This is a genomic window from Streptomyces sp. NPDC102406, assembly GCF_044765725.1.
Classification (GTDB): Bacteria; Actinomycetota; Actinomycetes; order Streptomycetales; family Streptomycetaceae; genus Streptomyces.
In genome coordinates this window covers 683,850-705,921 of the sequence record NZ_JBIWKP010000002.1, presented here as the reverse complement: position 1 = coordinate 705,921, position 22,072 = coordinate 683,850, and the positions used below count along the sequence as shown (strand labels likewise).

18 protein-coding genes and 1 riboswitch are annotated in these 22,072 nt (G+C 72.5%); of the genes, 14 read left to right on the top strand and 4 right to left on the bottom strand.

All coding sequences use genetic code 11. The features are described from left to right. Positions 1-53: 53 nt before the first annotated feature. The 6 genes from modA to ACIRF8_RS11790 all read left to right on the top strand — a co-directional run bounded on the left by modA (position 54) and on the right by ACIRF8_RS11790 (position 5,209). On the top strand, positions 54-881 hold the full coding sequence (gene modA, locus ACIRF8_RS11815; RefSeq protein WP_404213556.1) for a molybdate ABC transporter substrate-binding protein: 828 nt from the start codon (positions 54-56) through the stop codon (positions 879-881). Beyond that, on the top strand, positions 878-1,723 hold the full coding sequence (gene modB / locus ACIRF8_RS11810) for a molybdate ABC transporter permease subunit (RefSeq protein ID WP_404213554.1): 846 nt from the start codon (positions 878-880) through the stop codon (positions 1,721-1,723). The genes modA and modB overlap by 4 nt, the downstream gene beginning before the upstream one ends. Next, complete coding sequence (locus ACIRF8_RS11805) at positions 1,720-2,805, top strand: ABC transporter ATP-binding protein (protein WP_404213552.1); 1,086 nt, start codon at positions 1,720-1,722, stop codon at positions 2,803-2,805. Before modB ends, ACIRF8_RS11805 begins: the two co-directional genes overlap by 4 nt. Positions 2,806-2,906: 101 nt before the next feature. Then, a complete protein-coding gene (locus ACIRF8_RS11800; protein WP_404213550.1) occupies positions 2,907-3,986 on the top strand; it encodes an enoyl-CoA hydratase/isomerase family protein in 1,080 nt (359 codons plus the stop codon). Between the two features lie 90 nt (positions 3,987-4,076). Beyond that, a riboswitch (cobalamin riboswitch) is annotated at positions 4,077-4,148 on the top strand. Between the two features lie 60 nt (positions 4,149-4,208). After that, positions 4,209-4,430 carry a CbtB-domain containing protein gene (locus ACIRF8_RS11795; RefSeq protein WP_404213548.1) on the top strand — a complete coding sequence of 74 codons (222 nt, stop codon included), beginning with the start codon at positions 4,209-4,211 and terminating at the stop codon, positions 4,428-4,430. Between the two features lie 20 nt (positions 4,431-4,450). Continuing rightward, positions 4,451-5,209, top strand: a complete 759-nt coding sequence (locus ACIRF8_RS11790) for a CbtA family protein (protein ID WP_404213546.1) — start codon at positions 4,451-4,453, stop codon at positions 5,207-5,209. A 167-nt stretch (positions 5,210-5,376) separates the two neighbouring features. On the opposite strand, the gene ACIRF8_RS11785 is transcribed toward ACIRF8_RS11790, so the two are convergent. After that, positions 5,377-5,961 (bottom strand): histidine phosphatase family protein, encoded by a 585-nt coding sequence (locus ACIRF8_RS11785; RefSeq protein WP_404213545.1) that lies wholly within the window; start codon positions 5,959-5,961, stop codon positions 5,377-5,379. 263 nt (positions 5,962-6,224) lie between these two features. Here ACIRF8_RS11785 and ACIRF8_RS11780 point away from each other — a divergent pair, with 263 nt between their 5' ends. The 4 genes from ACIRF8_RS11780 (at position 6,225) to ACIRF8_RS11765 (ending at position 12,795) form a co-directional block, all read left to right on the top strand. Further along, entirely contained in the window at positions 6,225-7,319 is a 1,095-nt protein-coding gene (locus ACIRF8_RS11780) for a DUF1996 domain-containing protein (RefSeq protein ID WP_404213544.1), read from the top strand. A 97-nt stretch (positions 7,320-7,416) separates the two neighbouring features. Further along, positions 7,417-9,177, top strand: coding sequence for a discoidin domain-containing protein (locus ACIRF8_RS11775; RefSeq protein WP_404213542.1), 1,761 nt, complete (start codon positions 7,417-7,419; stop codon positions 9,175-9,177). 81 nt (positions 9,178-9,258) lie between these two features. Next, positions 9,259-11,745 carry a glycoside hydrolase family 3 C-terminal domain-containing protein gene (locus ACIRF8_RS11770; RefSeq protein ID WP_404213540.1) on the top strand — a complete coding sequence of 829 codons (2,487 nt, stop codon included), beginning with the start codon at positions 9,259-9,261 and terminating at the stop codon, positions 11,743-11,745. Between the two features lie 9 nt (positions 11,746-11,754). Next, entirely contained in the window at positions 11,755-12,795 is a 1,041-nt protein-coding gene (locus ACIRF8_RS11765; protein WP_404213538.1) for a LacI family DNA-binding transcriptional regulator, read from the top strand. Between the two features lie 28 nt (positions 12,796-12,823). On the opposite strand, the gene ACIRF8_RS11760 is transcribed toward ACIRF8_RS11765, so the two are convergent. Further along, entirely contained in the window at positions 12,824-14,080 is a 1,257-nt protein-coding gene (locus ACIRF8_RS11760; protein ID WP_404213536.1) for an MFS transporter, read from the bottom strand. Positions 14,081-14,190: 110 nt separating this feature from the next. Between ACIRF8_RS11760 and ACIRF8_RS11755 the strand changes: the two genes are divergently transcribed. After that, the gene (locus ACIRF8_RS11755; protein WP_404213535.1) at positions 14,191-15,108 is read left to right on the top strand and encodes a LysR family transcriptional regulator; all 918 of its coding nucleotides are present in this window, start codon (positions 14,191-14,193) and stop codon (positions 15,106-15,108) included. A gap of 10 nt (positions 15,109-15,118) precedes the next feature. On the opposite strand, the gene ACIRF8_RS11750 is transcribed toward ACIRF8_RS11755, so the two are convergent. After that, entirely contained in the window at positions 15,119-15,487 is a 369-nt protein-coding gene (locus ACIRF8_RS11750) for a hypothetical protein (protein ID WP_404213533.1), read from the bottom strand. A 124-nt stretch (positions 15,488-15,611) separates the two neighbouring features. Next, positions 15,612-16,433, bottom strand: a complete 822-nt coding sequence (locus ACIRF8_RS11745) for a DUF1206 domain-containing protein (RefSeq protein WP_404213531.1) — start codon at positions 16,431-16,433, stop codon at positions 15,612-15,614. Positions 16,434-16,673: 240 nt separating this feature from the next. Between ACIRF8_RS11745 and ACIRF8_RS11740 the strand changes: the two genes are divergently transcribed. The 3 genes from ACIRF8_RS11740 (at position 16,674) to ACIRF8_RS11730 (ending at position 22,070) form a co-directional block, all read left to right on the top strand. Then, the gene (locus tag ACIRF8_RS11740; protein WP_404213529.1) at positions 16,674-19,682 is read left to right on the top strand and encodes a family 16 glycoside hydrolase; all 3,009 of its coding nucleotides are present in this window, start codon (positions 16,674-16,676) and stop codon (positions 19,680-19,682) included. Positions 19,683-19,896: 214 nt separating this feature from the next. Beyond that, positions 19,897-20,763, top strand: a complete 867-nt coding sequence (locus ACIRF8_RS11735) for a SigB/SigF/SigG family RNA polymerase sigma factor (RefSeq protein ID WP_404213527.1) — start codon at positions 19,897-19,899, stop codon at positions 20,761-20,763. A gap of 143 nt (positions 20,764-20,906) precedes the next feature. Further along, positions 20,907-22,070 carry an aromatic acid exporter family protein gene (locus ACIRF8_RS11730; protein WP_404213525.1) on the top strand — a complete coding sequence of 388 codons (1,164 nt, stop codon included), beginning with the start codon at positions 20,907-20,909 and terminating at the stop codon, positions 22,068-22,070. The last annotated feature ends 2 nt before the right edge of the window (positions 22,071-22,072 follow it).

Genomic DNA, 22,072 nt, shown 5'->3' with positions numbered 1-22,072 from the left:
ACGTCGACCGCCGCACACGTCGCCTGCCCAGGAACCGAGGGAGTGGACCCGTGATGACCCGTTCCGCGCGCCGGACCCGCCGGACGCTGCCCGTGGCCGCAGTCGGCGCCGCCGCGCTGCTGACCCTGAGCGCCTGCGGCTCGTCCGGTACGGACACCGGCTCGTCCGGCGCTTCCCCGCACTCCGCGTCGGGGGACGAGAAGCTGTCCGGCACGGTGACCGTGTTCGCCGCCGCCTCGCTCAAGGAGAGCTTCACGACGCTCGGCGAACGGTTCGAGAAGGCGCACCCCGGCACCCATGTCACCTTCAACTTCGGCGGCAGCGACACCCTCGCCGCGGGCATCACCGGCGGCGCCCCGGCCGATGTGTTCGCCGCGGCGAGCCCCACGACCATGAAGACCGTCACGGACGCGGGCGACACCTCCGGCTCCCCGGCCACCTTCGTCCGCAACGAGCTGGAGATCGCCACCCTCCCCGGCAACCCGCACAAGGTGACCTCCCTGAAGGACCTCACCAGGTCCGGCCTGAAGGTCGTGCTGTGCGACACCTCCGTGCCGTGCGGCGCCGCGGCCCAGAAGGCCCTGGAGGCGGGCGACGTGAAGCTCACCCCGGCCTCGTACGAACAGGACGTCAAGAGCGCCCTGACGAAGGTGGAGCTGAAGGAGGCCGACGCCGCCGTCGTCTACAAGACCGACGTGAAGGCGGCGGGCGACAAGGTGCGGGGCGTGCGGTTCCCCGAAGCGGCCGACGCCGTCAACGACTACCCGATCGCCCTGCTCAAGAACGCCCCCAACGCCACCGCGGCGCGCGCGTTCATCGAGCTGGTGCGCTCCGCCGACGGACAGAAGGTGCTGACCGGGGCCGGGTTCCGCACGCCGTGACCCAGCTCGACAAGCCAACCGAGGCAGCCGGGAGCCGAAAGGCCCGCCCGAGGCGTCGTCGCGGCCGGGCCGCCCCGCTGCCCCTGCTGCTGCCCGCCCTCGTGGGCCTCGCGTTCCTCGTCGTGCCGCTGCTCGCCCTGCTGGTCCGCGCCCCCTGGCGGGACCTGCCCGCCCAACTGACCGGCGTCGAGGTGTGGCAGGCCCTGCGTCTGTCCCTGGTGTGCGCCACGTCGGCGACACTGGTCAGCCTGGTGCTCGGGGTGCCGCTCGCCTGGCTCCTCGCCCGCACCGAGTTCCGCGGCCGTGGCCTCGTACGCGCCCTGGTGACGCTGCCGCTCGTGCTGCCGCCGGTCGTCGGCGGCGTGGCCCTCCTCACGGCGCTCGGACGCAACGGGATCGTCGGCACGTACCTCGACCGGTGGTTCGGCCTCACGCTGCCGTTCACCACGGCCGGCGTGATCGTCGCCGAGGCGTTCGTCGCGATGCCGTTCCTCGTCATCAGCGTCGAGGGCACCCTGCGCGCCGCCGACCCGCGCTACGAGGAGGCCGCCATGACGCTCGGGGCCTCCCGGTTCACCGCGTTCCGCCGGGTGACACTGCCGCTGATCGCTCCCGGCGTCGCCGCCGGTTCGGTCCTCGCCTGGGCCCGTGCCCTCGGCGAGTTCGGCGCGACCATCACCTTCGCCGGCAACTTCCCCGGCCGCACCCAGACCATGCCCCTCGCCGTCTACCTCGCCATGCAGAGCGACCCGGCCGCGGCCATCGCCCTCAGCCTGGTCCTGCTCGCCGTCTCCGTCGCGGTCCTCGCGGGCCTGCGCGACCGCTGGATGACCGCCTCATGAGCGCGACCCCGACCCCGACCCCGGCCACGACCGGCTCCGGTGCGGGCCTCGACGCCCGCCTCGTCGTCGACCGCGGCACGTTCCGTCTCGACGTCACCCTGACCGCCGCCCCCGGCGACGTCGTCGCCCTGCTCGGCCCGAACGGCGCCGGGAAGACCACCGCCCTGCGCGCCCTCGCCGGACTCGCCCCGCTCGACGACGGCCATCTGCGCCTGGACGGGACCGCGCTGGACGCCACCCCGCCCGAGTCCCGCCCCGTCGGCGTCGTCTTCCAGGACTACCTGCTCTTCCCGCACCTGAGCGCCCTGGACAACGTCGCGTTCGGCCCGCGCTGCCACGGCATGACCCGCGCCGAGGCCCGCGCCGAGGCCGCCGCCTGGCTCGACCGGATGGGCCTGGCCGCCCACGCCGGGGCCAAGCCGCGCCGCCTGTCGGGCGGCCAGGCGCAGCGCGTCGCCCTCGCCCGCGCCCTTGCCACCCACCCGCGCCTGCTCCTCCTCGACGAACCCCTCGCCGCCCTCGACGCCCGCACCCGCCTCGACGTACGGGCCCAACTCCGGCGCCACCTCGCCGAGTTCGAGGCCGTGGCCGTCCTGGTCACGCACGACCCGCTGGACGCCATGGTGCTGGCCGACCGCCTCGTCGTCGTCGAGAACGGGCACGTCGTCCAGGAGGGCGCCCCCGCCGACATCGCCCGCCGGCCCCGCACCGACTACATCGCCCAGCTCGTCGGCCTCAACCTCTACCGGGGACTTGCCGACGGCCACACCGTCCACGTCGACGGCCACGGCCCCGCGATCACCACCACCGAAAACCTCACCGGTCCCGTCTTCGTCGCCTTCCCGCCCGGCGCGGTGACCCTGCACGGCGAGCGCCCCACCGGTTCCAGCGCCCGCAACCTCTGGCGCTGCGAGGTCAGCGGCATGGAGACCCACGGCGATCAGATCAGGGCGGCCCTCACCGGTGAACTCGCCCTCGCCGCCGACCTCACGACGGTGGCAGCCGCCGAACTCGGCCTGCACCCCGGCGCCACGGTCTGGGCGACGGTCAAGGCGGCCCAGACCCACGCCTACCCCGCCTGACGGGCCGCCGCCCGACCCCCGGGGCGATCGGAGAGGATGGCACCGAGAAGATCGTCCGGGCCCCGCGCGGGCCCGTCGCCCTGGAAGGAGACGACGAGCCCATGCACGACCTCGCGAATCCGGCGGCCCCCGCCACCGGCGCACCCCCCGTCCTCGTCCGCAGGGAAGGCCGGGCCGCCCACCTGGTCCTCAACCGGCCGCGCGCGCTGAACGCCCTGAACCACGCCATGGTGCGCACCCTCGACCGGGCACTCGCCTCGTGGGAGCACGACGACTCCGTGGGCTGCGTCGTCATCAGCGGCGCCGGGGAGCGCGGGCTGTGCGCGGGCGGCGACATCCGGGCCATCCACGACGACGCGCGGGACGGCGACGGCACGGCCTCCGCCGCGTTCTGGCGCGACGAGTACCGCCTCAACGCCCGCATCGCCCGCTACCCCAAGCCCTACGTCGCCGTGATGGACGGCATCGTGATGGGCGGCGGCGTCGGCGTCTCCGCCCACGGCGACGTGCGCATCGTCACCGAACGCTCGCGCGTCGCCATGCCCGAGACCGGCATCGGCTTCGTCCCCGACGTCGGTGGCACCCATCTGCTCGCCCGCGCCCCCGGCGAACTGGGCACCTGCCTCGCCCTCACCGGCGAGCACATCGGCGCCGGCGACGCCCTGCTGTGCGGACTCGCCGACCACTACGTCCCCTCGACGGCGCTGCCCGCCCTCCTGGCCGACCTGGCGACGGAGCCGGTCCGTGACGTCCTCGCCCGCCACGCACGCCCCGCCCCGCAAGGCGAGCTCGCGGCTCGACAGCCCTGGATCGACGCCTGCTTCGCGGCCGACACGGTCGAGGAGATCCTCGCCCGGCTCGTCGACCACGGCGACCCCGCGGCCAAGGAGACCGCCGAGACGCTGCTCGCCAAGTCGCCCACCGCCGTGAAGGTCACGCTGGCCGCCGTGCGCCGCGCCCGGCGGCTCGGCACCCTGGAGAGCGTGCTGGACCAGGAGTACCGCGTCTCCTGCGCGGCACTGCGCGCCCCGGACCTCGTCGAGGGCGTCCGCGCCCAGGTCATCGACAAGGACCGCAGGCCCCGCTGGTCCCCGCGCACCCTCGCCGAGGTCACCGACGCCGACGTGGAACGCCATTTCGCACCGCTGGGCGAACACGAACTCGGCTTGGCCGGACAGTAGGCGCGGCGGCGGGAACACCCCCGCGCCCAGGCTGTCTTGGCCGCGCGCGTGGCACGCGGTACCTTCAGGGCGTATCGACGACAGCACGACGGAAGCCGGTGGAAATCCGGCACGGTCGCGCCACTGTGTGCGAACGGCCCGAGGACCGTTCGTGAGTCAGACCCGTGGCTGTCGTCCTGTGCACCACCGAGATGGGACGCGAACTCCCGAGGAGGCCCCGCCATGGCACAGCACGTCGCCCCGCCGACCGCCGCCACCCCCGCCGTACCCGTACCCCTGCCGCTGAAGGCCATCGCCCCCTGGGCGGCCTTCTTCGGCGTCCTGATGCTGGTCCTCCTGTACTTCGTCGGCGCGGAACAGGGCGCCACGTCCGTGTTCAGCGGCGCGGGAGTCCACGAATGGGTGCACGACGCCCGCCACCTGCTCGGCTTCCCCTGCCACTGACAAGGGACGCCGCGCCGCTCATGAACTCCACGACCGTACGAAATCTGCTCGTCCGGGGCATGCTCGCCGGCCTGGCGGCCGGTGTGCTCGCCCTGGTCGTCGCCTACGTCCTCGGCGAACCGAGCGTCGAGCGCGCCATCGGCCTCGAGGACGGGCACGCCGCCCACTCCCACGGGGACGAGGCCGAACTCGTCCCCCGCTCCCTGCAGTCCACGGCCGGTCTCGCCACCGGCGTCCTCGTGTACGGGGTCGCCTTCGGCGGCATCGCCGCGCTCGCCTTCTGCTTCGCCCTGGGCCGGGTGGGCCGCTTCGGTCCGCGCGCCACCGCGATGCTCCTGTCGGCGTGCGCGCTGCTCACCGTGTACGTCGTACCGTTCCTGAAGTACCCGGCCAACCCGCCCGCCGTCGGCGACCCCGACACCATCGGCGAACGGACCGCCCTGTACTTCCTGATGACGGTGCTCAGCGTGCTCCTCGCGGTCGGCGCCACGATCCTGGGCAGACGCCTCGCCCCGAGGACCGGCACCTGGTACGCGACCGTGCTGGCCGTGCTCGCCTTCGCCGTCGCGACCGGACTCGCGTTCGCGGTGCTGCCGGCCGTCGACAACGTGCCCGAGCACTTCCCGGCCACCCTGCTGTGGCGCTTCCGGCTCTCCGCGCTCGCCGTACAGACGGTGCTGTGGGCCGGGTTCGGCCTCCTCTTCGGCGAGGTGGCCGAGCGACTGCTGCGCCCGCGGTCCGTCGCCGCGTCCGTCCGGACCGTACCGGCCGGGCAGTGAACGGTCCCGGCGCGGAAGAGGCCCGCGGAACCGTCCGCGGGCCTCCTCGCGTCCTCGCTTGAGGGCCCCGGCACACCGCCCCTCGAGACGTGGCCGACCGCGGCGGGAGCGTGGTCGGCCACTCGCCGACTCCCGTACGGGTAAGGGGAACGGGCGTCTGCGAACGCTCAGGGCGTCGCGCCCAGCGGGCGGCCGATGCCGACGTTCCAGCGCCCGAGGCGCCCGCTGAACTCGGTGACCGTCAACGGCGCCACGTCGAGCCGCCAGAACGCTGCCGCAGGCGCCCCCACCGCGTGGACGACAGCGGCCCGCACCACGTCCGGTTCCACCACCGCGATCAGACGCCCCGCGCCCGGCTCCCCGTCGGCCAGCCACCGCGCGACCCGCGCGCACACCTGCGCCACCGACTCCCCGCCGGGCGCCGCCGCCTCCGGGTCCGTCAGCCAGCGTCCCAGCGCCTCCGGTTCCGCCGCGCCCACCTCGTCCAGGGTGCGTCCGCGCCAGCGCCCGGCGTCCAGCCCCGCCGGTGCGGGGAGAGCCGCCACCGACGCGAGCCCCAGGGCGGCGGCGGTCTCCTCGCAGCGCACACTCGGCGACACCAGTACGGGGACGCCTCCCGGCAGCGAACCGGCCGCCGCCCGAGCCTGCGCGGCGCCCACGGGATCGAGCGGCCCACCGTCGTCGAAGGCGGCCCGGCGCTGCGCCACGCTCAGAGCGGGCGTCACCAGGAGGACACGGCGGGTCTGGTTCATGAGGAACGAGCGTAGCGACGACGCGTGTGGGAGCGCTCTCTCACCTTGCAACCCGGCCATTCCCCTGGGCCTATGGCCGGTGATCGGATACGCCCCGAAACGGGCGAGTCGGGCGCCCCGCCGTGCAACAGAGCGTTCACTTTCTCTTGACACTGTCACGTCAGAGCGAGAACACTCCCCGGCGAGAGAGCGCTCTCTCATGGTCCGCGCACGACATGTCCCACCCCCCACCACACGTCGTACCGACATGGCAGGAGGTCTCCATGGCACGGAGATCGAAACTCGTCTCAGGGCTGCTCATATCCGGCGCCCTCGCCCTCACCACCATGGGTGTGGGCGGGGTCGCCCTCACCGCGGGAGCCGCCGAGGCGCCCGCCCGGCAGGCGTCCGCACCGGCCGCCGCGCACCAGGGCCACACCATGGCCGCGTCCACGGTGCCGGCCGCGGAGGACGCGGACGGCGACGGTTACATCCCGGCGAACCCGCCGGTCACGGGCGTCCAGCCGTCCACGAAGGTGCCGCCGCACGCCTACTTCCACGAGTTCCAGGCGCACTGCTCCGTCACCCACACCAAACCCGATGACCCCATCGTCTACCCGGGCCAGGCCGGGAAGTCCCACGACCACACGTTCATGGGCAACACCACGACCGACGCGAACAGCACCACCGCCTCGCTCGCCGGCGGCTCCACCAAGTGCCTCGCGCCCGGTGACAAGTCCGGCTACTGGATGCCCACGATGCTCAACGGCGACAAGCCGGTCCTCCCCGTCGGGGACCAGACCATCTACTACAAGGCCGGTGTCACCGACTACACCAGCGTGCGGCCCTTCCCCAAGGGCCTGCGGTTCGTCGTCGGCAGCCCGATGCAGAGCGCGCAGGAGTTCCGCAACCACCCCGGCTTCGTGGAGGGCTGGGAGTGCGGTGACAGCTTCTTCAACGTCGACTTCCCGAAGAACTGCCCCACCACCCCGTCCACCCAGGTCAACATCCGCTGGCAGGCGCCGAGTTGCTGGGACGGGATGTATCTGGACACGCCCGACCACAAGAGCCACATGGCCTACCCCGTGGTCAAGAACGGCACGAACGACAACGTCTGCCCCGCCGACCACCCGGTCGCGCTGCCGATGATCGAGTTCAAGATGGCGTTCCCCGTCAACGGCGACCTGTCGAAGCTGCGGCTGTCCAGCGGACCCAGTTACTCCTGGCACTACGACTTCTTCAACGCCTGGGACGACCGGACGCTCAAGGCGATGGTGGACCACTGCGTCGTCGGCGGCCTCCAGTGCGACCCGCGCGGCTACGACCAGAACCACCCCGAGAAGGGCGCGGCCCTCAACGACCGCTACGAGCTGCCCTGACCCGCCCTCGACCCGGGGCGGTGGCCGCCCCGACCGGCCGCCGCCCCTTCCCCGTCTCTGACCTTCCTCCCACCCCGTCCCCGCCGGAGGCATCCCCATGCGCAGCACCCGCACCGTCGACCTAAGAGCGCACCGCCTGGCCGTCCCCCTCGCCGCCGGCGCGCTCGCGGCCGGTTTCCTCGCCCTGTCCGCGCCCGTCGCGCACGCCGCGGGCGACGTCGTCAAGGTGACCGGATCGCAGGGCGACTGGCAGCTCCGGGTCAACGGCTCCCCGTACGAGATCAAGGGCCTGACCTGGGGCCCCGCCGTCGCCGACGCTGACAGGTACCTGCCCGACCTGAAGTCGATGGGCGTCAACACCATCCGCACCTGGGGCACCGACGCGAGCAGCAAGCCGCTGTTCGACTCGGCCGCCGCGCACGGCATCAAGGTGATCGCGGGCTTCTGGCTCCAGCCCGGCGGCGGCCCCGGCAGCGGCGGCTGCGTCGACTACCTGACGGACACCGCGTACAAGAACCAGATGCTCGCCGAGTTCCCCAAGTGGGCCGCCACCTACAAGGACAACCCGGGCGTCCTGATGTGGAACGTCGGCAACGAGTCCGTCCTCGGCCTCCAGAACTGCTACAGCGGTGACGCGCTCGAGAAGCAGCGCGACGCCTACACCACCTTCGTCGACGACATCGCCAAGAAGATCCACGCCGTCGATCCGAACCACCCGGTCACCTCCACCGACGCCTGGGTCGGCGCGTGGCCCTACTACAAGAAGAACGCTCCCGACCTCGACCTCTACGCGGTCAACTCCTACAACGCCGTCTGCGACATCAAGTCGGCCTGGCAGCAAGGGGGTTACACCAAGCCCTACATCGTCACCGAGACCGGGCCCGCGGGGGAGTGGGAGGTGCCCGACGACGCCAACGGTGTGCCCCAGGAACCCACCGACCAGGCCAAGGCCGCCGGGTACGGCAAGGCGTGGGGCTGCATCACCGGGCACAAGGGCGTCGCCCTGGGCGCCACCATGTTCCATTACGGCACCGAGTACGACTTCGGCGGCATCTGGTTCAACCTGCTGCCCGCGGGCGAGAGGCGGCTGTCGTACTACGCCGTGAAGAAGGCGTACGGGGCGGACACCTCCCGGGACAACACCCCGCCCGTCATCTCGCGCATGGACATCGAGGGCGGCGCGACGAACGTGCCCGCGGGACGCGATCTCGTCATCGCCACCCAGGCCACCGACCCGGACGGCGACCGGCTCTCCTACCAGGTGCTGAGCAACAGCAACTACATCGACCAGAGCAAGCAGCTCGTCCCGGCGCAGGTCACCGACCTCGGCTCGGGACGCCTCAAGGTGACCGCCCCGGACCGGCCGGGCGTCTGGAAGATCTACGTCAAGGTCACCGACGGCAAGGGCAACGTCGGCGTCGAGACGCGTTCGGTGCGCGTCGTCCCGCCGCCCGTCACGGGCACGAACCTCGCGCTCGGCCGGCCCGCGACCGCCTCCTCGCAGCAGACCTCCGACTACGGCGACTGCCCCTGCACCGCGGCGAACGCCGTCGACGGCAGGAACGACACGCGCTGGGCCAGTGACTGGAGCGACCCGCAATGGCTCCGGGTCGACCTCGGCTCCCGCCGCTCGTTCCGGCACGTGCAGCTCGACTGGGAGACCTCGTACGCGAAGGCGTACACGATCCAGACCTCCGACGACGGCCAGGACTGGACGACCGTGCGGCAGGTGAGCGACGGCAACGGCGGCGTCGACGACTTCGACGTCACGGGAACCGGTCGCTACGTCCGCGTCAACGGCACCGCACGCGGCACCGGATACGGCTACTCCCTCTACGAGTTCGGCGTCTACAACTGATCACGGCCCGGGCGCACGACACCGGAGAGAGCGCTCCACGGCGAGCGCTCCACCATGGCAACGGGTACGAAAGGTGACGCGATGGCCGACGAGGAGCCGGACCGGCCGGCCGAGAAGCTGACTCCGCGGCAGAAGGTACGGCTGCTCACGGGCGGGACGACCTGGCGCACCCGCGCCGAACCGGCCGTGGGCCTGACCGAGATGGTGACCTCGGACGGGCCCGCGGGGGTACGGGGGGAGACCTGGGACGAGCGCGTCACCTCGGCCCTGCTGCCGTCCGCGTCGGCCCTCGCCGCGAGCTGGGACGAACAACTCGTGCGGGAACTGGGCGAGTTGCTCGCCGACGAGGCGCGCCGCAAGGGCGTGCACGTCGTCCTTGCCCCCAACCTGAACCTGCACCGCTCGCCGCTGGCCGGCCGCCACTTCGAGTGCTTCTCGGAGGACCCGTGGCTCGTGGGCCGTATCGGCGCCGCCCTCGTGCGCGGCCTGCAAGCACGAGGCGTCGCGGCCACCGCCAAGCACCTCGTGGCCAACGACTCCGAGACCGGCCGGATGACCGTCGACGTACGGGTCGACGAACGGACCCTGCGCGAGGTCTGCCTCGCCCCCTTCGAAGCGGCCGTCGACGCCGGGGTCTGGGCCGTCATGGCCGGGTACAACCGCGTCAACGGGGCCACCATGACCGCCAGCCCCCTGCTCGCACACCCCCTGAAGGACACGTGGGGCTTCGACGGCGTCGTCGTCTCCGACTGGGGCGCCCTGCGCTCGGCGCTCGACACGGCGAACGCGGCCCTCGACCTCGCGATGCCGGGCCCCGGCGGCCCCTGGGACGCCTTGCTCGCCGACGCCGTGGCCACCGGCCGGGTCCCGCGGGCCGCGATCGACGACAAGGTACGCCGACTGCTCCTCCTGGCCCAGCGGGTCGGCGCCCTGGGCGGGCCCCGCGCCCCCTCCCGCAGTACGCCGCAGGACCCCTCCCGCGCCCGGCGGTTGCTGCGCCGCGCCGCGACGGCCGGAACCGTCCTGCTGCACAACGACGGCGTACTCCCGCTGCGCGAGGCCGAGGTGCGGAGCGTCGCGGTCATCGGCGCCCACGCCGTGGACCCCCGCGTCCAGGGTGGCGGGAGCGCCGGGGTCTTCCCCGAGCGGGTCACCGCGCCGCTCGACGGCCTCCGCGAGCGACTGCGCGGCCGGGCCCGCGTCGTCCATGCCCCCGGCCCGGACCTCGGGGCCCCGCCCGCCCCCCTGAGCCCCCGCGACTGCGCCGATCCGCGGTCCGGCGCGCCCGGCGTGCTGCTGCGCCTGCTGGACGCCGACGGCGACGAGCTCCACGCCGAGCACCGGCGCTCGGGACGGCTCCTCGAACCGACACAGGTCCCCGGGGCGCACACCGTGGAGGTCAGCGCCCTCCTGACACCGCGCAAGGGCGGCCGATGGGTGTTCGGCGTCGGCGGGTTCGGCCGTATCTCCCTCACCGTGGACGGCCACCTGCTGATCGACGGCACCTTCCCCCGCCGCACCGGCGACCCCGCCGTCGTGCACGTGACCCCGCCGGGACCCACGGCCCACCACCACCTGACCGAGGGCGTCCCCGTGCTCGTCGTGGCCCGCCGCGAACTCGCCCCCGACACCGGCCGCGCCACCGTCCTGACCGCCGCCCCGCCTGCCGCCGACCCCGCGGAGGCGATCGCCGAAGCGGTCGCCGCGGCGCGCGGCGCGGACATCGCCGTCGTCGTCGTGGGCACCACCGAAGGAAGCGAGTCGGAAGGCCACGACCGCATCTCCCTCGCCCTGCCCGGACACCAGGACGACCTGGTGCGGGCCGTCGCCGCGGCGCAACCCCGGACGGTCGTGGTCGTCAACTCCGGGGGACCGGTCGAACTGCCCTGGCGCTCCGCCGTCGCCGCGGTCCTCCTCACCTGGCTGCCGGGGCAGGAAGCCGGAGGGGCCCTCGCCGAAGTCCTCTGCGGCCACACCGAACCGGGCGGCCGGCTCCCCACGACCTGGCCCGAGCACCTGGGCGACGCCCCCGTCACCACCACCCGCCCGGTCGACGGCGTCCTCGCGTACGACGAGGGGATCCACGTCGGCCACCGGGCATGGCTGCGCACCGGACGCACCCCCGCCTACTGGTTCGGGCACGGCCTTGGGTACACGACGTGGCGCTACGAGAGCGCCACCGTGCTCCAACAGGCGTGCGGGGAAGGCGGGTTCACCGTCATGGTGCAGGTGCGGAACACGGGACGCAGGAGCGGACGCGAGGTCGTCCAGGTCTATCTGTCCCGGCCGGACTCGGCGGTGGAACGCCCGGTGCGCTGGCTCGCCGGGTACGCGCCCGTCCACGCGGCGCCCGGTGAGACGGTGCGGGTCCGCGTCCCCGTCATCCCCCGTTCGCTGAGCCACTGGAGCGTGGCGGAGGGCGGCTGGCTGACCGAGCCGGGCCGCTTCACCGTGCGGGTGGGCCGCTCGGCCGGGGATCTCCCGCTCACCACGTATGTACAGATCGGGGAGGCGGCGGGCGGCGGGCGGCGAGAGAGCGCTCTATGCGCGGTGAGGCGGCGCGATTAGGCTGCGTGCATGCGACGACAGGCCCTGACGTTGGAGGATGTCGCCCGGGAGGCGGGGGTCTCGCGGGCGACCGTGTCCCGGGTGATCAACGAGGTCCCCAGCGTGGACCCCGCCATCCGCGAGACCGTGCGCGACGCGATCAGGCGCACCGGCTACACCCCCAACAGGGCGGCGCGTGCCCTGGTCACCCGGCGGGCCGAGACCATCGCCCTCGTCGTGTCCGGCGCGGGCGAGGAGGGCGAGAGCGCCCAGAACGCCTTCGCGGCGCGGGTGTTCGCCGACCCGTTCTTCGGCCGCGTCGTCAGCGGGGTCGTCGCCTTCCTCAGGACGCGCTCCATGCATCCGGTCCTGATGTTCGCCGAGTCCGAGGCGGCCCGGAACGAGGTCATGGCGTACCTGCGCGAGGGCAGGGCCGACGGCGCGCTCGTGGTCTCCACCCATGCGGAGGACCCGCTGCCGCCCCTGCTGGCCCGGGAACAGGTGCCCACCGTGTGCTTCGCGCGGCCCGCGCTGCCCGCTCCCGTCAGCTACGTGGACCTGGCCCACGGCGAAGGGGGCAGGATGGCCGCGCAGCATCTCCTGGAGCGCGGCCGGCGCCGCCTCGCGACGGTGGCGGGGCCGCTCGACCTGCCGGCCGGTCAGCAGCGGCTCGCCGGGTTCCGGGAGGCGCTGGAGCGGGCGGGGATGGCGTACGTCCCCATCGCGGAGGGCGGCTTCACCCTCGCCAGCGGCGCCGCCGCGATGGCCAGGCTGCTGGACGACCACCCGCACCTGGACGGTGTCTTCGCGGCCAACGACCTGATGGCGCAAGGCGTGTGCCAGGTGCTGAGGGAGCGGGGGCGGCGCATCCCGCAGGACGTCGCGGTGGTCGGGTTCGACGACTCCAGCGTCGCGATCACCTGCACCCCGCCGCTGACCACGGTCCGGCAACCGGTGGAGGAGATGGCCATGGCCATGGCGCGCATCCTCCAGGAGCACATCGAGGGCGAGCGCACGGAACCGACCTCCCTGATCTTCGAGCCCGAACTCGTGATCCGCGCGTCCACCTGAGCGCTCGCCCTGCTGCGGGGGAGAGCCCTCAACGACCGTGCTTGGAGCGGCGGTCCAGCACGGCCACGAGGGAGAGGAGCAGCAGGAGCAGCCCCGCGAACCAGGTCATCGCGGTGGTGGCGGAGACCGACAGGGTGGCCACACCGATGGCGACCGCCGGAACGCTCAGCCCCAGGTAGGCGATGAGGAACAGGCTCGCGAGGGCCTCGCTGCGGCGCGCGGGCGCCGCCATCGCGACGACGCCGCCCACCGCCGCCTTGAACAGCAGGCCCGCCCCGACGCCCGCGACGACACCGCCGGAGAGGAACGCGGCGAGGTTCGTGGTGTGCATGCCGACCACGAGGGTGAGGAAACCGGCGCCCTCCGCGAGCAGGCCCGCGGTCGCCCTGGCGCGGGTCGTCAGCCGCCGCGTCAGCGTCTGGGCGAGCGCCGCGCCGCCGAACACCGCGAACACGATGACGCCCGCGAGGGCCCGGGAGGGGTGGCCGAGGGTGCGCCCGACGAAACCGGCGGCGATCGACGTGAACAGACCGAACACGGCGAAGGAGGCGAAGGCCGCCGCGGCGGCGGCGATGTACCCGGCACGGTCCCCGTGGTCGGCGCTGACCCGCTGCGGCCGGTACCGCGGCCGGACCGGCTGCTCCGCCACCGTCTCCGGGGCGAAAGCGAGGGCCGCCATGACCGTCACGAGCAGCACCGCGAAGACGGCGTAGGGGATGCGCAGCGGTGCCCCGGCGTACTGGGCGAGGAACCCCGCGACCAGCGGGCCGAGCCCGAGGCCCCCGATGTTGGCCGCGGTCGAGACCACCTCGAACCGCTGCGCCGAGGCGCCGGGCCGGTGCGCGGCGTGCAGTTCGTGCAGGTGCGCGGTGGCCGTCGCGGTCAGCATGCCGACCCCGAGGCCGGTGACGAGGCGGGCCACGAGCAGCATGGGCAGCGCCGCGGTGGTCAGGAAGAGCACGGCCGCGACGAGTTCCAGGGCGAGCGCGGCCACGAGGATCCTCCGGCGTCCCACCCAGTCGGAGACGTGTCCGGCGAGCACGAGACTGACCATGACGCCCACGGCGTAGACGGCGAAGACCACCGTGACCATGAACGTGGAGAAGCTGTCCCGGGCCTCGTACAGCGGGTAGAGCGGGGTGGGCACGGTCGAGAAGGCCATGGCGACCAGGAACGCGGAGGCGACCGCCCAGAAGCCGACGCCGTGGCGGGCGGAGCCGTGGGCCACGGGCGACAGGTCGTCCGGTGCGGTGGGACGGGTGGGTGAGGGCATCGACGTGATCATGGCATCGCTCCTGTTCGGTGGCCCGACGGAACCCCACTGTGCGCCGCCATGACGATCGCGTCCAACGAATCTTCGAGCTGGCAACCATCTGTACATGCGATAGTTCAGCGGTGGAACTCCGGCATCTCGAGTACTTCGTCGCCGTCGCCGAGGAACAGAACTTCACGCGCGCGGCGGCCCGCCTGCACATCGTCCAGTCCGCGGTCTCCGCGGCCGTGAAGGCGCTGGAGCGCGAGCTGGACGCGCGGCTGCTCGACCGCAACTCCAAGCGGGTGCTGCTGACCGACGCGGGCCGCGCGCTGCTGCCCAAGGCGCGGATCGCCCTGGACGCGGCCCGGGACGCGGCGGACGCGGTCGCCGAGGTGCGCGGCGCATTGCGCGGCACCCTGCGCCTGGGCACACTGACCTCGATCCGGCTGATCGACCTGCCCGCGCTGCTCGGTGAGTTCCACCGCCGCCACCCCGGGGTGCAGGTACAGATCGGCGTCGCGCCCACCGGCTCGCGGGGACATCTCGCGGCGCTCACCGAGGGCCGCCTCGACCTCGCCTTCGTGTCGCTGCCGGGGCCGCGCCCGGCCGGGGTCGAGCTGCTGCCGCTGACCGGCTCCACGCTGTACCTGGTCGTGCCGCCGGACCATCCGTTCGCGGGGCGCGCCGACGTGGGGATCGGCGAACTGTCCGGGCTGCGTTTCATCGACTGCCCGGTCGGCTACGGCAACCGGGCCGTCGCCGACCGGGCCTTCGCGGCGGCCGGGGTGGCGCGCCACGTCACCATCGAGATCACCGACATCGCCACCAGTGCGGACTATGTGCGCGCGGGCCTCGGGGTCGCGCTGCTGCCCCGCTTCCTCGCCCCGACCACCCACGGGCTCGCCGTGCTCCCGGTGACCGGCGCCGACCTGCACTGGCCGCTCTCCCTGGCGGCACCGGCGGGCCGCGCGCCGAGCGCCGCGGCCCGCGCGCTGACCGACCTGCTGCGGGAGTTCGTGCCACTGCCGGGGAAGGAACTCGCGGACGACGGGGCCTGAGGGGCCGTGCTCACCCCGCGTCGCGGGCCACCTTCCGCGCCCACAGCACCAGCGGCACCTGGAGCGGGACCCGGGCCCTGGCCGCGCGCCGCAGCGGAGCCGGACGATCGCGCCAGTCCAGGGCCATCTTCACGTTGGCCGGTGCGACGGCGACGAAGAACGCGGCGGTGACCGTCGCCGCCCGCTCCCGCGTGTGCGGCAGGGCGACCCCGGCCGCCAGTGCCAGCTCCATCGCGCCACTGGCGTACGTCCAGGCGCGCGGTGAGCCGGGCAGCGCGCGCGGCACGATCGCGTCGAACTGCTTCGGCGCCAGGAAATGAGCGACCCCGGCACCGGCGAGCAGCCCGGCGAGGAGGTGGGGGGAACGGACGCGGGGCAAAAGGGCCTCCGTGGGGCGGGTGCGGGGACGACTGCCGCGCGATCGTACTGACCGGTAAGTACCAATGTCGAGAGCGGCCCCTCGCGCCCGTCCGCCCCGGTCCGCGAGGGAGCCGGCGCGGTGCTCAGACCCGGCGGTACCGGGCGAGCGCGAACGAGAACAGGCCGAAGAGCACCAGCCCGAGCGCGATCGACGCGAGCAGCCACGGCCCCGCCGGAGTACCGGCGAAGGCGCGCAGGGTGCCGTCCACCCCCTTGGCCTCGTCGGCGTCGTACTGCGCGGCGGCGATGAGCACGAACACCCCGGCGCCCGCGTAGATCAGCCCGCGCGCCACGCCACCGCTGACGCCCAGCACGTCGACCGTCCGGCGCACCTGCCGCGACATCTGCGCCTTCTTGAGGTGCTTGTGGTACTTGCGCATCGCCGCCCGCACGCCGACCCCGATGCCGATGCCTATGACGACCAGGCCCGCGATCCCGAGCAGCCAGCGGCCCGCCGGGAGATCGAGGACCCGGGCGGTGACGTCCTGCGACTTGGCGTCGCTGCCCTGACTCTTGCGGGCGGAGGCGGCGAACGACAGCACGGAGTAGGCCATGAACCCGTAGAAGACGCACCGCCCGGCCGACAGCACTCGCTTGCCCGGCTTGTCGCCGTCGGGGCCCGCGGAGCCGAACAGGGCCTCGGTGAGCCGCCACAACGCCATGCCCACCAGGCCGATCCCGACGGCCCACACCAGGATCTTGCCGAACGGCTGCTGCGCCAGTTCACGTATGGCGCCGCTGCTGTCGGCTTCCTTGTCCTCGCTGCTGAACGCGACGCGCAGCGCCAGCAACCCGATCAACAGATAGAGCACCCCGCGCGCGGCCAGGCCCCAGCGCGCCCCGGTGTCGACGACCGAACTGTTCGCCGCCCTACGGGCGTTGGCCCTGCCCTTGATCGCCTTCACCTGGTCCTCCTCATGCTCGGCGCGCCCGTGGTCCGGCGCAGGGACGACAACTTCCCCCGCTCGCGCCCGGCATGCGGTGACGGACTTTGAACTCGTCGATGACAAAGTGTGGACGGGCTCAGCAGAAGTCCCCTAGCGTGACGGCGCAACCGTAGGAGTCCCGCGTTCCGCGCACCCGCGCGGACGTATCGCTCGACCGGAGTGCGATCCGGCGGCCTCCGGTCCCGTCCTGGAGGACCGATGCATCCACGGCTGTTCCGCCACGCCCGAAGACGCCTCACCACCCTGCTCGTCGGAGGCTTCCTCGCCGGAGGCGTCTGGATCGCGCCCCCGACCGTCGCCGCCCCCGACGACATCCCGCCCCAGGAACCCGGTGTCACCCTGCGCGTCTTCGACACCCAGGTCCCGCTCAGCAAGCTGTGCACGCTCAAACCCGGCCAGACGCCCAACCACGACAAGCTGATGCGGACCGTGGACTGGTCCACGACCGACGACTTCGGCGGGTTCGCCGACAACTTCACGGCCCAGGCCTCCGGCTACCTCGTCGTCCCGAGCGAGGGCACGTACACCTTCCGCCTCACCAGCGACGACGGCTCCCGGCTCACCATCGACGACCGCGAGGTCATCGACCACGACGGGCTGCACGGCGCCGAACCGAAGGACGGCGCCATCCAGCTCACCGCCGGTTCCCACCCGTTCCGCGTCGACTACTTCGAGGCGGGCGGCGGTCAGCAGCTCACACTCGCCTGGAAGCCGCCGGGCGCCGCCGACTTCGGCGTCGTACCGCGCGAGTCGCTGACCACCGACGCCGGGGTCGTCCGTGTCACGGCGCCCGGCCGCAAGGAGTGCGAGGCGGGCACGGACAGCCCCGGCGACGGACTGCCGCTGACCGGCGTACGCCCCGACCTCGACCTGACCGACCTGCGCCCCGACGGCTTCGAGCCGCAGGTCACCGGCATGGACTGGCTGCCCGACGGACGCCTCGCGCTCAGCACGTGGGGCGGCTCCGAGAACGTGGCGGGCGAGGTGTACCTCCTCGACCACGTCACCGGGAACACCGACCGCACCAAGGTCGGCGTCACGAAGATCGCGAGCGGTCTGCGCGAACCCATGGGCATCAAGTACGTCGACGGGTCCCTCTACGTCTCGCAGAAGCACGAACTGACCCAACTCGTCGACACGAACAAGGACTTCGTGACCGACACCTACCGCACCGTCGCCACCTGGCCGTACGGCGGCAACTTCCACGAGTTCGCCTTCGGGCTCCTCCACCGCGACGGCTTCTTCTACGTGAACCTGTCCGTCGCCATCAACTACGGCGGCGCGACCACCACCCCGCAGCCCGCGCCGGGCCGCGGCACCACGTACAAGATCAACAGGAAGACGGGGAAGATCCAGGCCGTCGCGGGCGGCCTGCGCACCCCGAACGGGATCGGCTGGGGCCCGGAGGGCTCCCTCCTCACCACCGACAACCAGGGCGGCTGGCTGCCCGCCTCCAAGCTCGTCCAGATCAGACAGGACCGCTTCTTCAACCATTACACCGAGCCGTCCGGCCCCTTCGACGACAAGCCCGTCACCCAGCCGGTGCTCTGGCTGCCGCAGAACGAGATAGCCAACTCCCCGAGCACGCCCCTGTACCTGACCGAGGGGCGGTTCGCGGGCCAGGTGCTCTTCGGCGACGTCACCTACGGCGGACTCCAGCGCGGCTACCTGGAGAAGGTGAAGGGCCAGTACCAGGGCGCTGTCTTCCGCTACACGCAGGGACTCGAAGCCGGGGTCAACCGGATCACCATGGGCCCCGACGGCGCGATCTACGCGGGCGGGCTCGGCGCCGACGGCAACTGGGGCCAGGAAGGCAAGCTCCGCTTCGGCCTCCAGAAACTGACGCCGAACGGCGGCAACACCTTCGACATCAAGGAGATGCGCGCCGTCCCCGGCGGTTTCGACCTGGAGTACACCCAGCCGCTGTCGCCGGAGACGGCCGCTGACCTGGCCGAGCGCTACACCGCCGAGCAGTGGCGTTACACGCCGACCAGCGACTACGGCGGTCCGAAGATCGCCGAGGAACGGCTCGCCGTGCGCTCGGCGACCCTCGCCGACGGCGGACGCACGGTGAAGCTGCGGCTCGACGGCCTCAAGCCGGGCCGTGTCGTGCACCTCCGCTCGCCGCGCCCCTTCGCCTCGGCGTCCGGTGAGACGCTCTGGTCCACGGAGGCCTGGTACACCCTCAACGAACTGCCCGGCGCGCAACCCCCGGCCGCCACGCTGTACGAGGCCGAGGAGGCGCGCCTGACCGGCACGGCCGGCATCAACCGCGACCACACCGGCTACTCGGGAAGCGGCTTCGTCGACCGCTACGCCACCGAGGGCAAAGCCGCCACGACCTTCGACGTGACGGTCCCCGAAGCGGGCGACTACGACGTGAACCTGCGCTACTCCAACGGCCCCAACCCCTACGAGGGCACCAAGTCCCTCTCCCTGTACGCCAATGGACAGAAGCTGAGACAGACCTCGCTCGCCTCGACCGGCACCTGGGACACCTGGTCGACGAAGACCGAACGCGTCACCCTGCGCGCGGGGAGGAACACGCTCGCCTACCGCTTCGACACCGGCGACGCGGGCCACGTCAACCTCGACCTCATCACCGTCCGGCCGCACGGCGCTCCGGCCACGCTCTTCGACGGCACGGCCGCCTCCCAGGCGCAGTGGCAGCACACGGACGGGCGCGGCGTGGGATGGCCGCTGACCGCGGAACGGTCGATGGAGGTGTGCTGCGGCGACATCCGCACCAAGGACGCCTACCAGGACTTCACGCTGCACGCGGAGTTCCGCGTGCCGCTCCTCCCGGACGACGTGACAGGACAGGACCGCGGCAACAGCGGGATCTACCTCCAGGACCGCTACGAACTGCAGATCCTCGACTCGTACGGCGACCTGACCCCCGACACGAACGAGGCCGGGGCGATCTACCTGAAGAAGGCACCGGACAGCAACGCGTCGACGGCGCCGGAGACCTGGCAGACGTACGACATCACCTTCCGCGCGGCGCGCTTCGACGAGAGCGGCAAGAAGACCGCCGACGCGCGGGTGAGCGTGGTGTGGAACGGCAAGAAGGTGCATGACGACGTCGCGATCGACGGTCCCACCGGCGCGGGCGCGCCCGAAGGACCGGCGGCCGGGGCGATCCGGCTCCAGGACCACGGCAACAAGGTGCGGTTCCGCGACATCCGGGTGACGCCGCTGAGCTGACACCCCTGACCCGACCCCACCGGCGCGCACACGACGATCGTGTGCGCGCCTTCCCGTCGGCGGTCAGCAGACGCTGTCGGTCGCCAGCCCCACCCCGAGGGGGCCGCGGGGCGAGCGCGCTCACCGCTCGGTCAGGTGTGCGTGGCCGGTTCCCGGGTAGGCGCCGCACGACGGGGAATGCAGGCGAAGCTCGAAACACGAGGAGCGGGACTCAATGATCACCGTGACGGCGACGCAGGAACGGACCCAGGCCACCCGCGGCACGGAGGACCTGGTCGAGCGCGCATACACGGACCCGTCGTCCATCGCGCCGAAGGACGCGCGCGAGGTCGGCCGGCACTTCTTCGACCGGCTCACGCAGTTGGAGGAGGGCACGCCCGAGTACAGCTACGTGCGCAATGTGCTGATCGAGATGAATCTCTCCCTCGTGCAGTACGCCGCGTCCCGCTTCAAGCACCGCGGTCAGCAGGAAATGGAGGACATCGTCCAGGTCGGAACCATCGGCCTGATCAAGGCGATCGACCGGTTCGAGCTGACGCGCGAGGTCGAGTTCACCTCCTTCGCCGTCCCCTACATCACGGGCGAGATCAAGCGCTTCTTCCGTGACACCTCCTGGGCCGTGCACGTGCCGCGCCGCCTCCAGGAGGCCCGCCTCGAACTGTCCAGGGCCACCGAGGAGCTGCGGTCCCGGCTCGGACGTTCGCCCTCCACGGCGGAGCTGGCCGAGCTGATGCAGCTCGAACCCGCCGAGGTCGCCCAGGCGCAGATGGCGTCCAACGGCTACAACGCCGTCTCCCTCGACGCGGCGGTCAACGGCCAGGACGAGGACTCCGACACGATGCTCGCCGACTTCATCGGCGTCGACGAGCACTCCTTCGAACTGGTCGAGAACTTCCACTCGCTCGCCCCGCTGATCGCGGACCTCGACGAGCGGGACCGCAGGCTCCTGCACCTGCGCTTCGTCGAGGAGCGGACCCAGCAGCAGATCGCCGACGAGCTGGGCTGCTCCCAGATGCACGTCTCCCGGCTGATCAGCCGGGTCGTGGGCAAGCTCCGCGCCGGCCTGATGGCCACCGACTGATCGCCCCCGTCCCACCCCCCTTCGCATCCACCCCGCTATGCGATTCCTCTCTGTTTCAACCCACTTGTTGTGGTTACGTGTTGTGCTCCGGTCCATGACCTCCCTGATCCGGGACCGGAGCACGGAGAGGACAGAGAACGCGCGTGGCAGGTCGGTTGGAGAACGGCAGGGAATGGGTGGCCCGGGCCTGGCACACGTCAGGACATGAGCGCCAGACAGTCCTCCGGATCGGCAAGAGCGGACTGGCGGCGACCCTCTCCTGGTGGGTCGCCCACGATCTCGTCCACGCCGGTTCACCGGCGTTCGCACCGTTCTCCGCGGTGCTCACGATGAACGTCACCATCCACAGATCGCTGTGGCAGACCCTCCGCTACGTCGCCGCCGTCGTCGTCGGCGTGGCCGTGCAGGCGGCGATCGGCTTCGCCGCGGGCCCCGATCTGTTCGCCTTCGTCGTCGTCGCCCTCATCGCCCTGACCCTGAGCCAGTCACCCGCGCTCGGCGACCAGGGCCCCCAGGTCGCCACAGCGGCGTTCTTCGCCTTCTCCGTCTACTCGACGGCCACCACCAACGTCGACAGAGCCATGCAACTGGGGCAGATCGTGCTCCTCGTCCTCATCGGCTGCGGCATCGGACTGCTGGTGAACCTGGTCGTCGCGCCCCCGCTGCGCTACCGCAGCGCCGAAGAGGGCCTGCGGGTCCTCGCCGCCGAGATGGAGACGCTGCTGGACGACATGGCGGACGGCCTGCGCAGCGGCGACGTCGGCGACGAGCGCGCCGAACGGTGGCGCGCGGCGGGCGAACGAGGACAGGCCGCGGTCGACCAGGCCAGGATCGGACTGCGCACCGCGGAGAACAGCCTGCCGTTCAACCCCCGGCGCCTGCTCCCCGCCCACCGCCACCACCTGGCCTTCGACCGCTACCGCCAGGTCCTCGGTGCCCTGGAACGCGCGGTCTACCAGCTCGCCTCACTGACCCGCAGTCTCGGCCGGTGGCGCGAGACGGAGAACACCTACACCTACGCCCCGGCCTTCGAGGCGTACAGCGACTTCGCCCTGCGGCTGCGGGACATCGCCCATGTCGTCGCGGAGATCGACAGCGACACCCTCACCGCGCAGGCCGAGGAGATGAGTGAGCAGGCCGCCGTGGCGCAGAAGGCGCTCCAGGCGGTCCTGGACGCCGCCCGGGAACACCGGCTGCCCCTGGCGGACGCCTCCCGCCCGTACGGCGTCCTCGTCGTCGAGGCCACCCGGCTGATGGAGGAGTTCCAGCACACCTGCGACGTCCTGCGGGACACCGCCGACGCCTGAGG

Coding starts and splice junctions, on each gene's coding strand:
- ACIRF8_RS11770 (WP_404213540.1), top strand. CDS start 9,259: ATGGCCGACGAGGAGCCGGACCGGCCGGCCGAGAAGCTGACTCCGCGG.
- ACIRF8_RS11785 (WP_404213545.1), bottom strand. CDS start 5,961: ATGAACCAGACCCGCCGTGTCCTCCTGGTGACGCCCGCTCTGAGCGTG.
- ACIRF8_RS11775 (WP_404213542.1), top strand. CDS start 7,417: ATGCGCAGCACCCGCACCGTCGACCTAAGAGCGCACCGCCTGGCCGTC.
- ACIRF8_RS11800 (WP_404213550.1), top strand. CDS start 2,907: ATGCACGACCTCGCGAATCCGGCGGCCCCCGCCACCGGCGCACCCCCC.
- ACIRF8_RS11790 (WP_404213546.1), top strand. CDS start 4,451: ATGAACTCCACGACCGTACGAAATCTGCTCGTCCGGGGCATGCTCGCC.
- ACIRF8_RS11780 (WP_404213544.1), top strand. CDS start 6,225: ATGGCACGGAGATCGAAACTCGTCTCAGGGCTGCTCATATCCGGCGCC.
- ACIRF8_RS11765 (WP_404213538.1), top strand. CDS start 11,755: ATGCGACGACAGGCCCTGACGTTGGAGGATGTCGCCCGGGAGGCGGGG.
- ACIRF8_RS11760 (WP_404213536.1), bottom strand. CDS start 14,080: ATGATCACGTCGATGCCCTCACCCACCCGTCCCACCGCACCGGACGAC.
- ACIRF8_RS11740 (WP_404213529.1), top strand. CDS start 16,674: ATGCATCCACGGCTGTTCCGCCACGCCCGAAGACGCCTCACCACCCTG.
- ACIRF8_RS11735 (WP_404213527.1), top strand. CDS start 19,897: ATGATCACCGTGACGGCGACGCAGGAACGGACCCAGGCCACCCGCGGC.
- ACIRF8_RS11795 (WP_404213548.1), top strand. CDS start 4,209: ATGGCACAGCACGTCGCCCCGCCGACCGCCGCCACCCCCGCCGTACCC.
- ACIRF8_RS11805 (WP_404213552.1), top strand. CDS start 1,720: ATGAGCGCGACCCCGACCCCGACCCCGGCCACGACCGGCTCCGGTGCG.
- modA (WP_404213556.1), top strand. CDS start 54: ATGACCCGTTCCGCGCGCCGGACCCGCCGGACGCTGCCCGTGGCCGCA.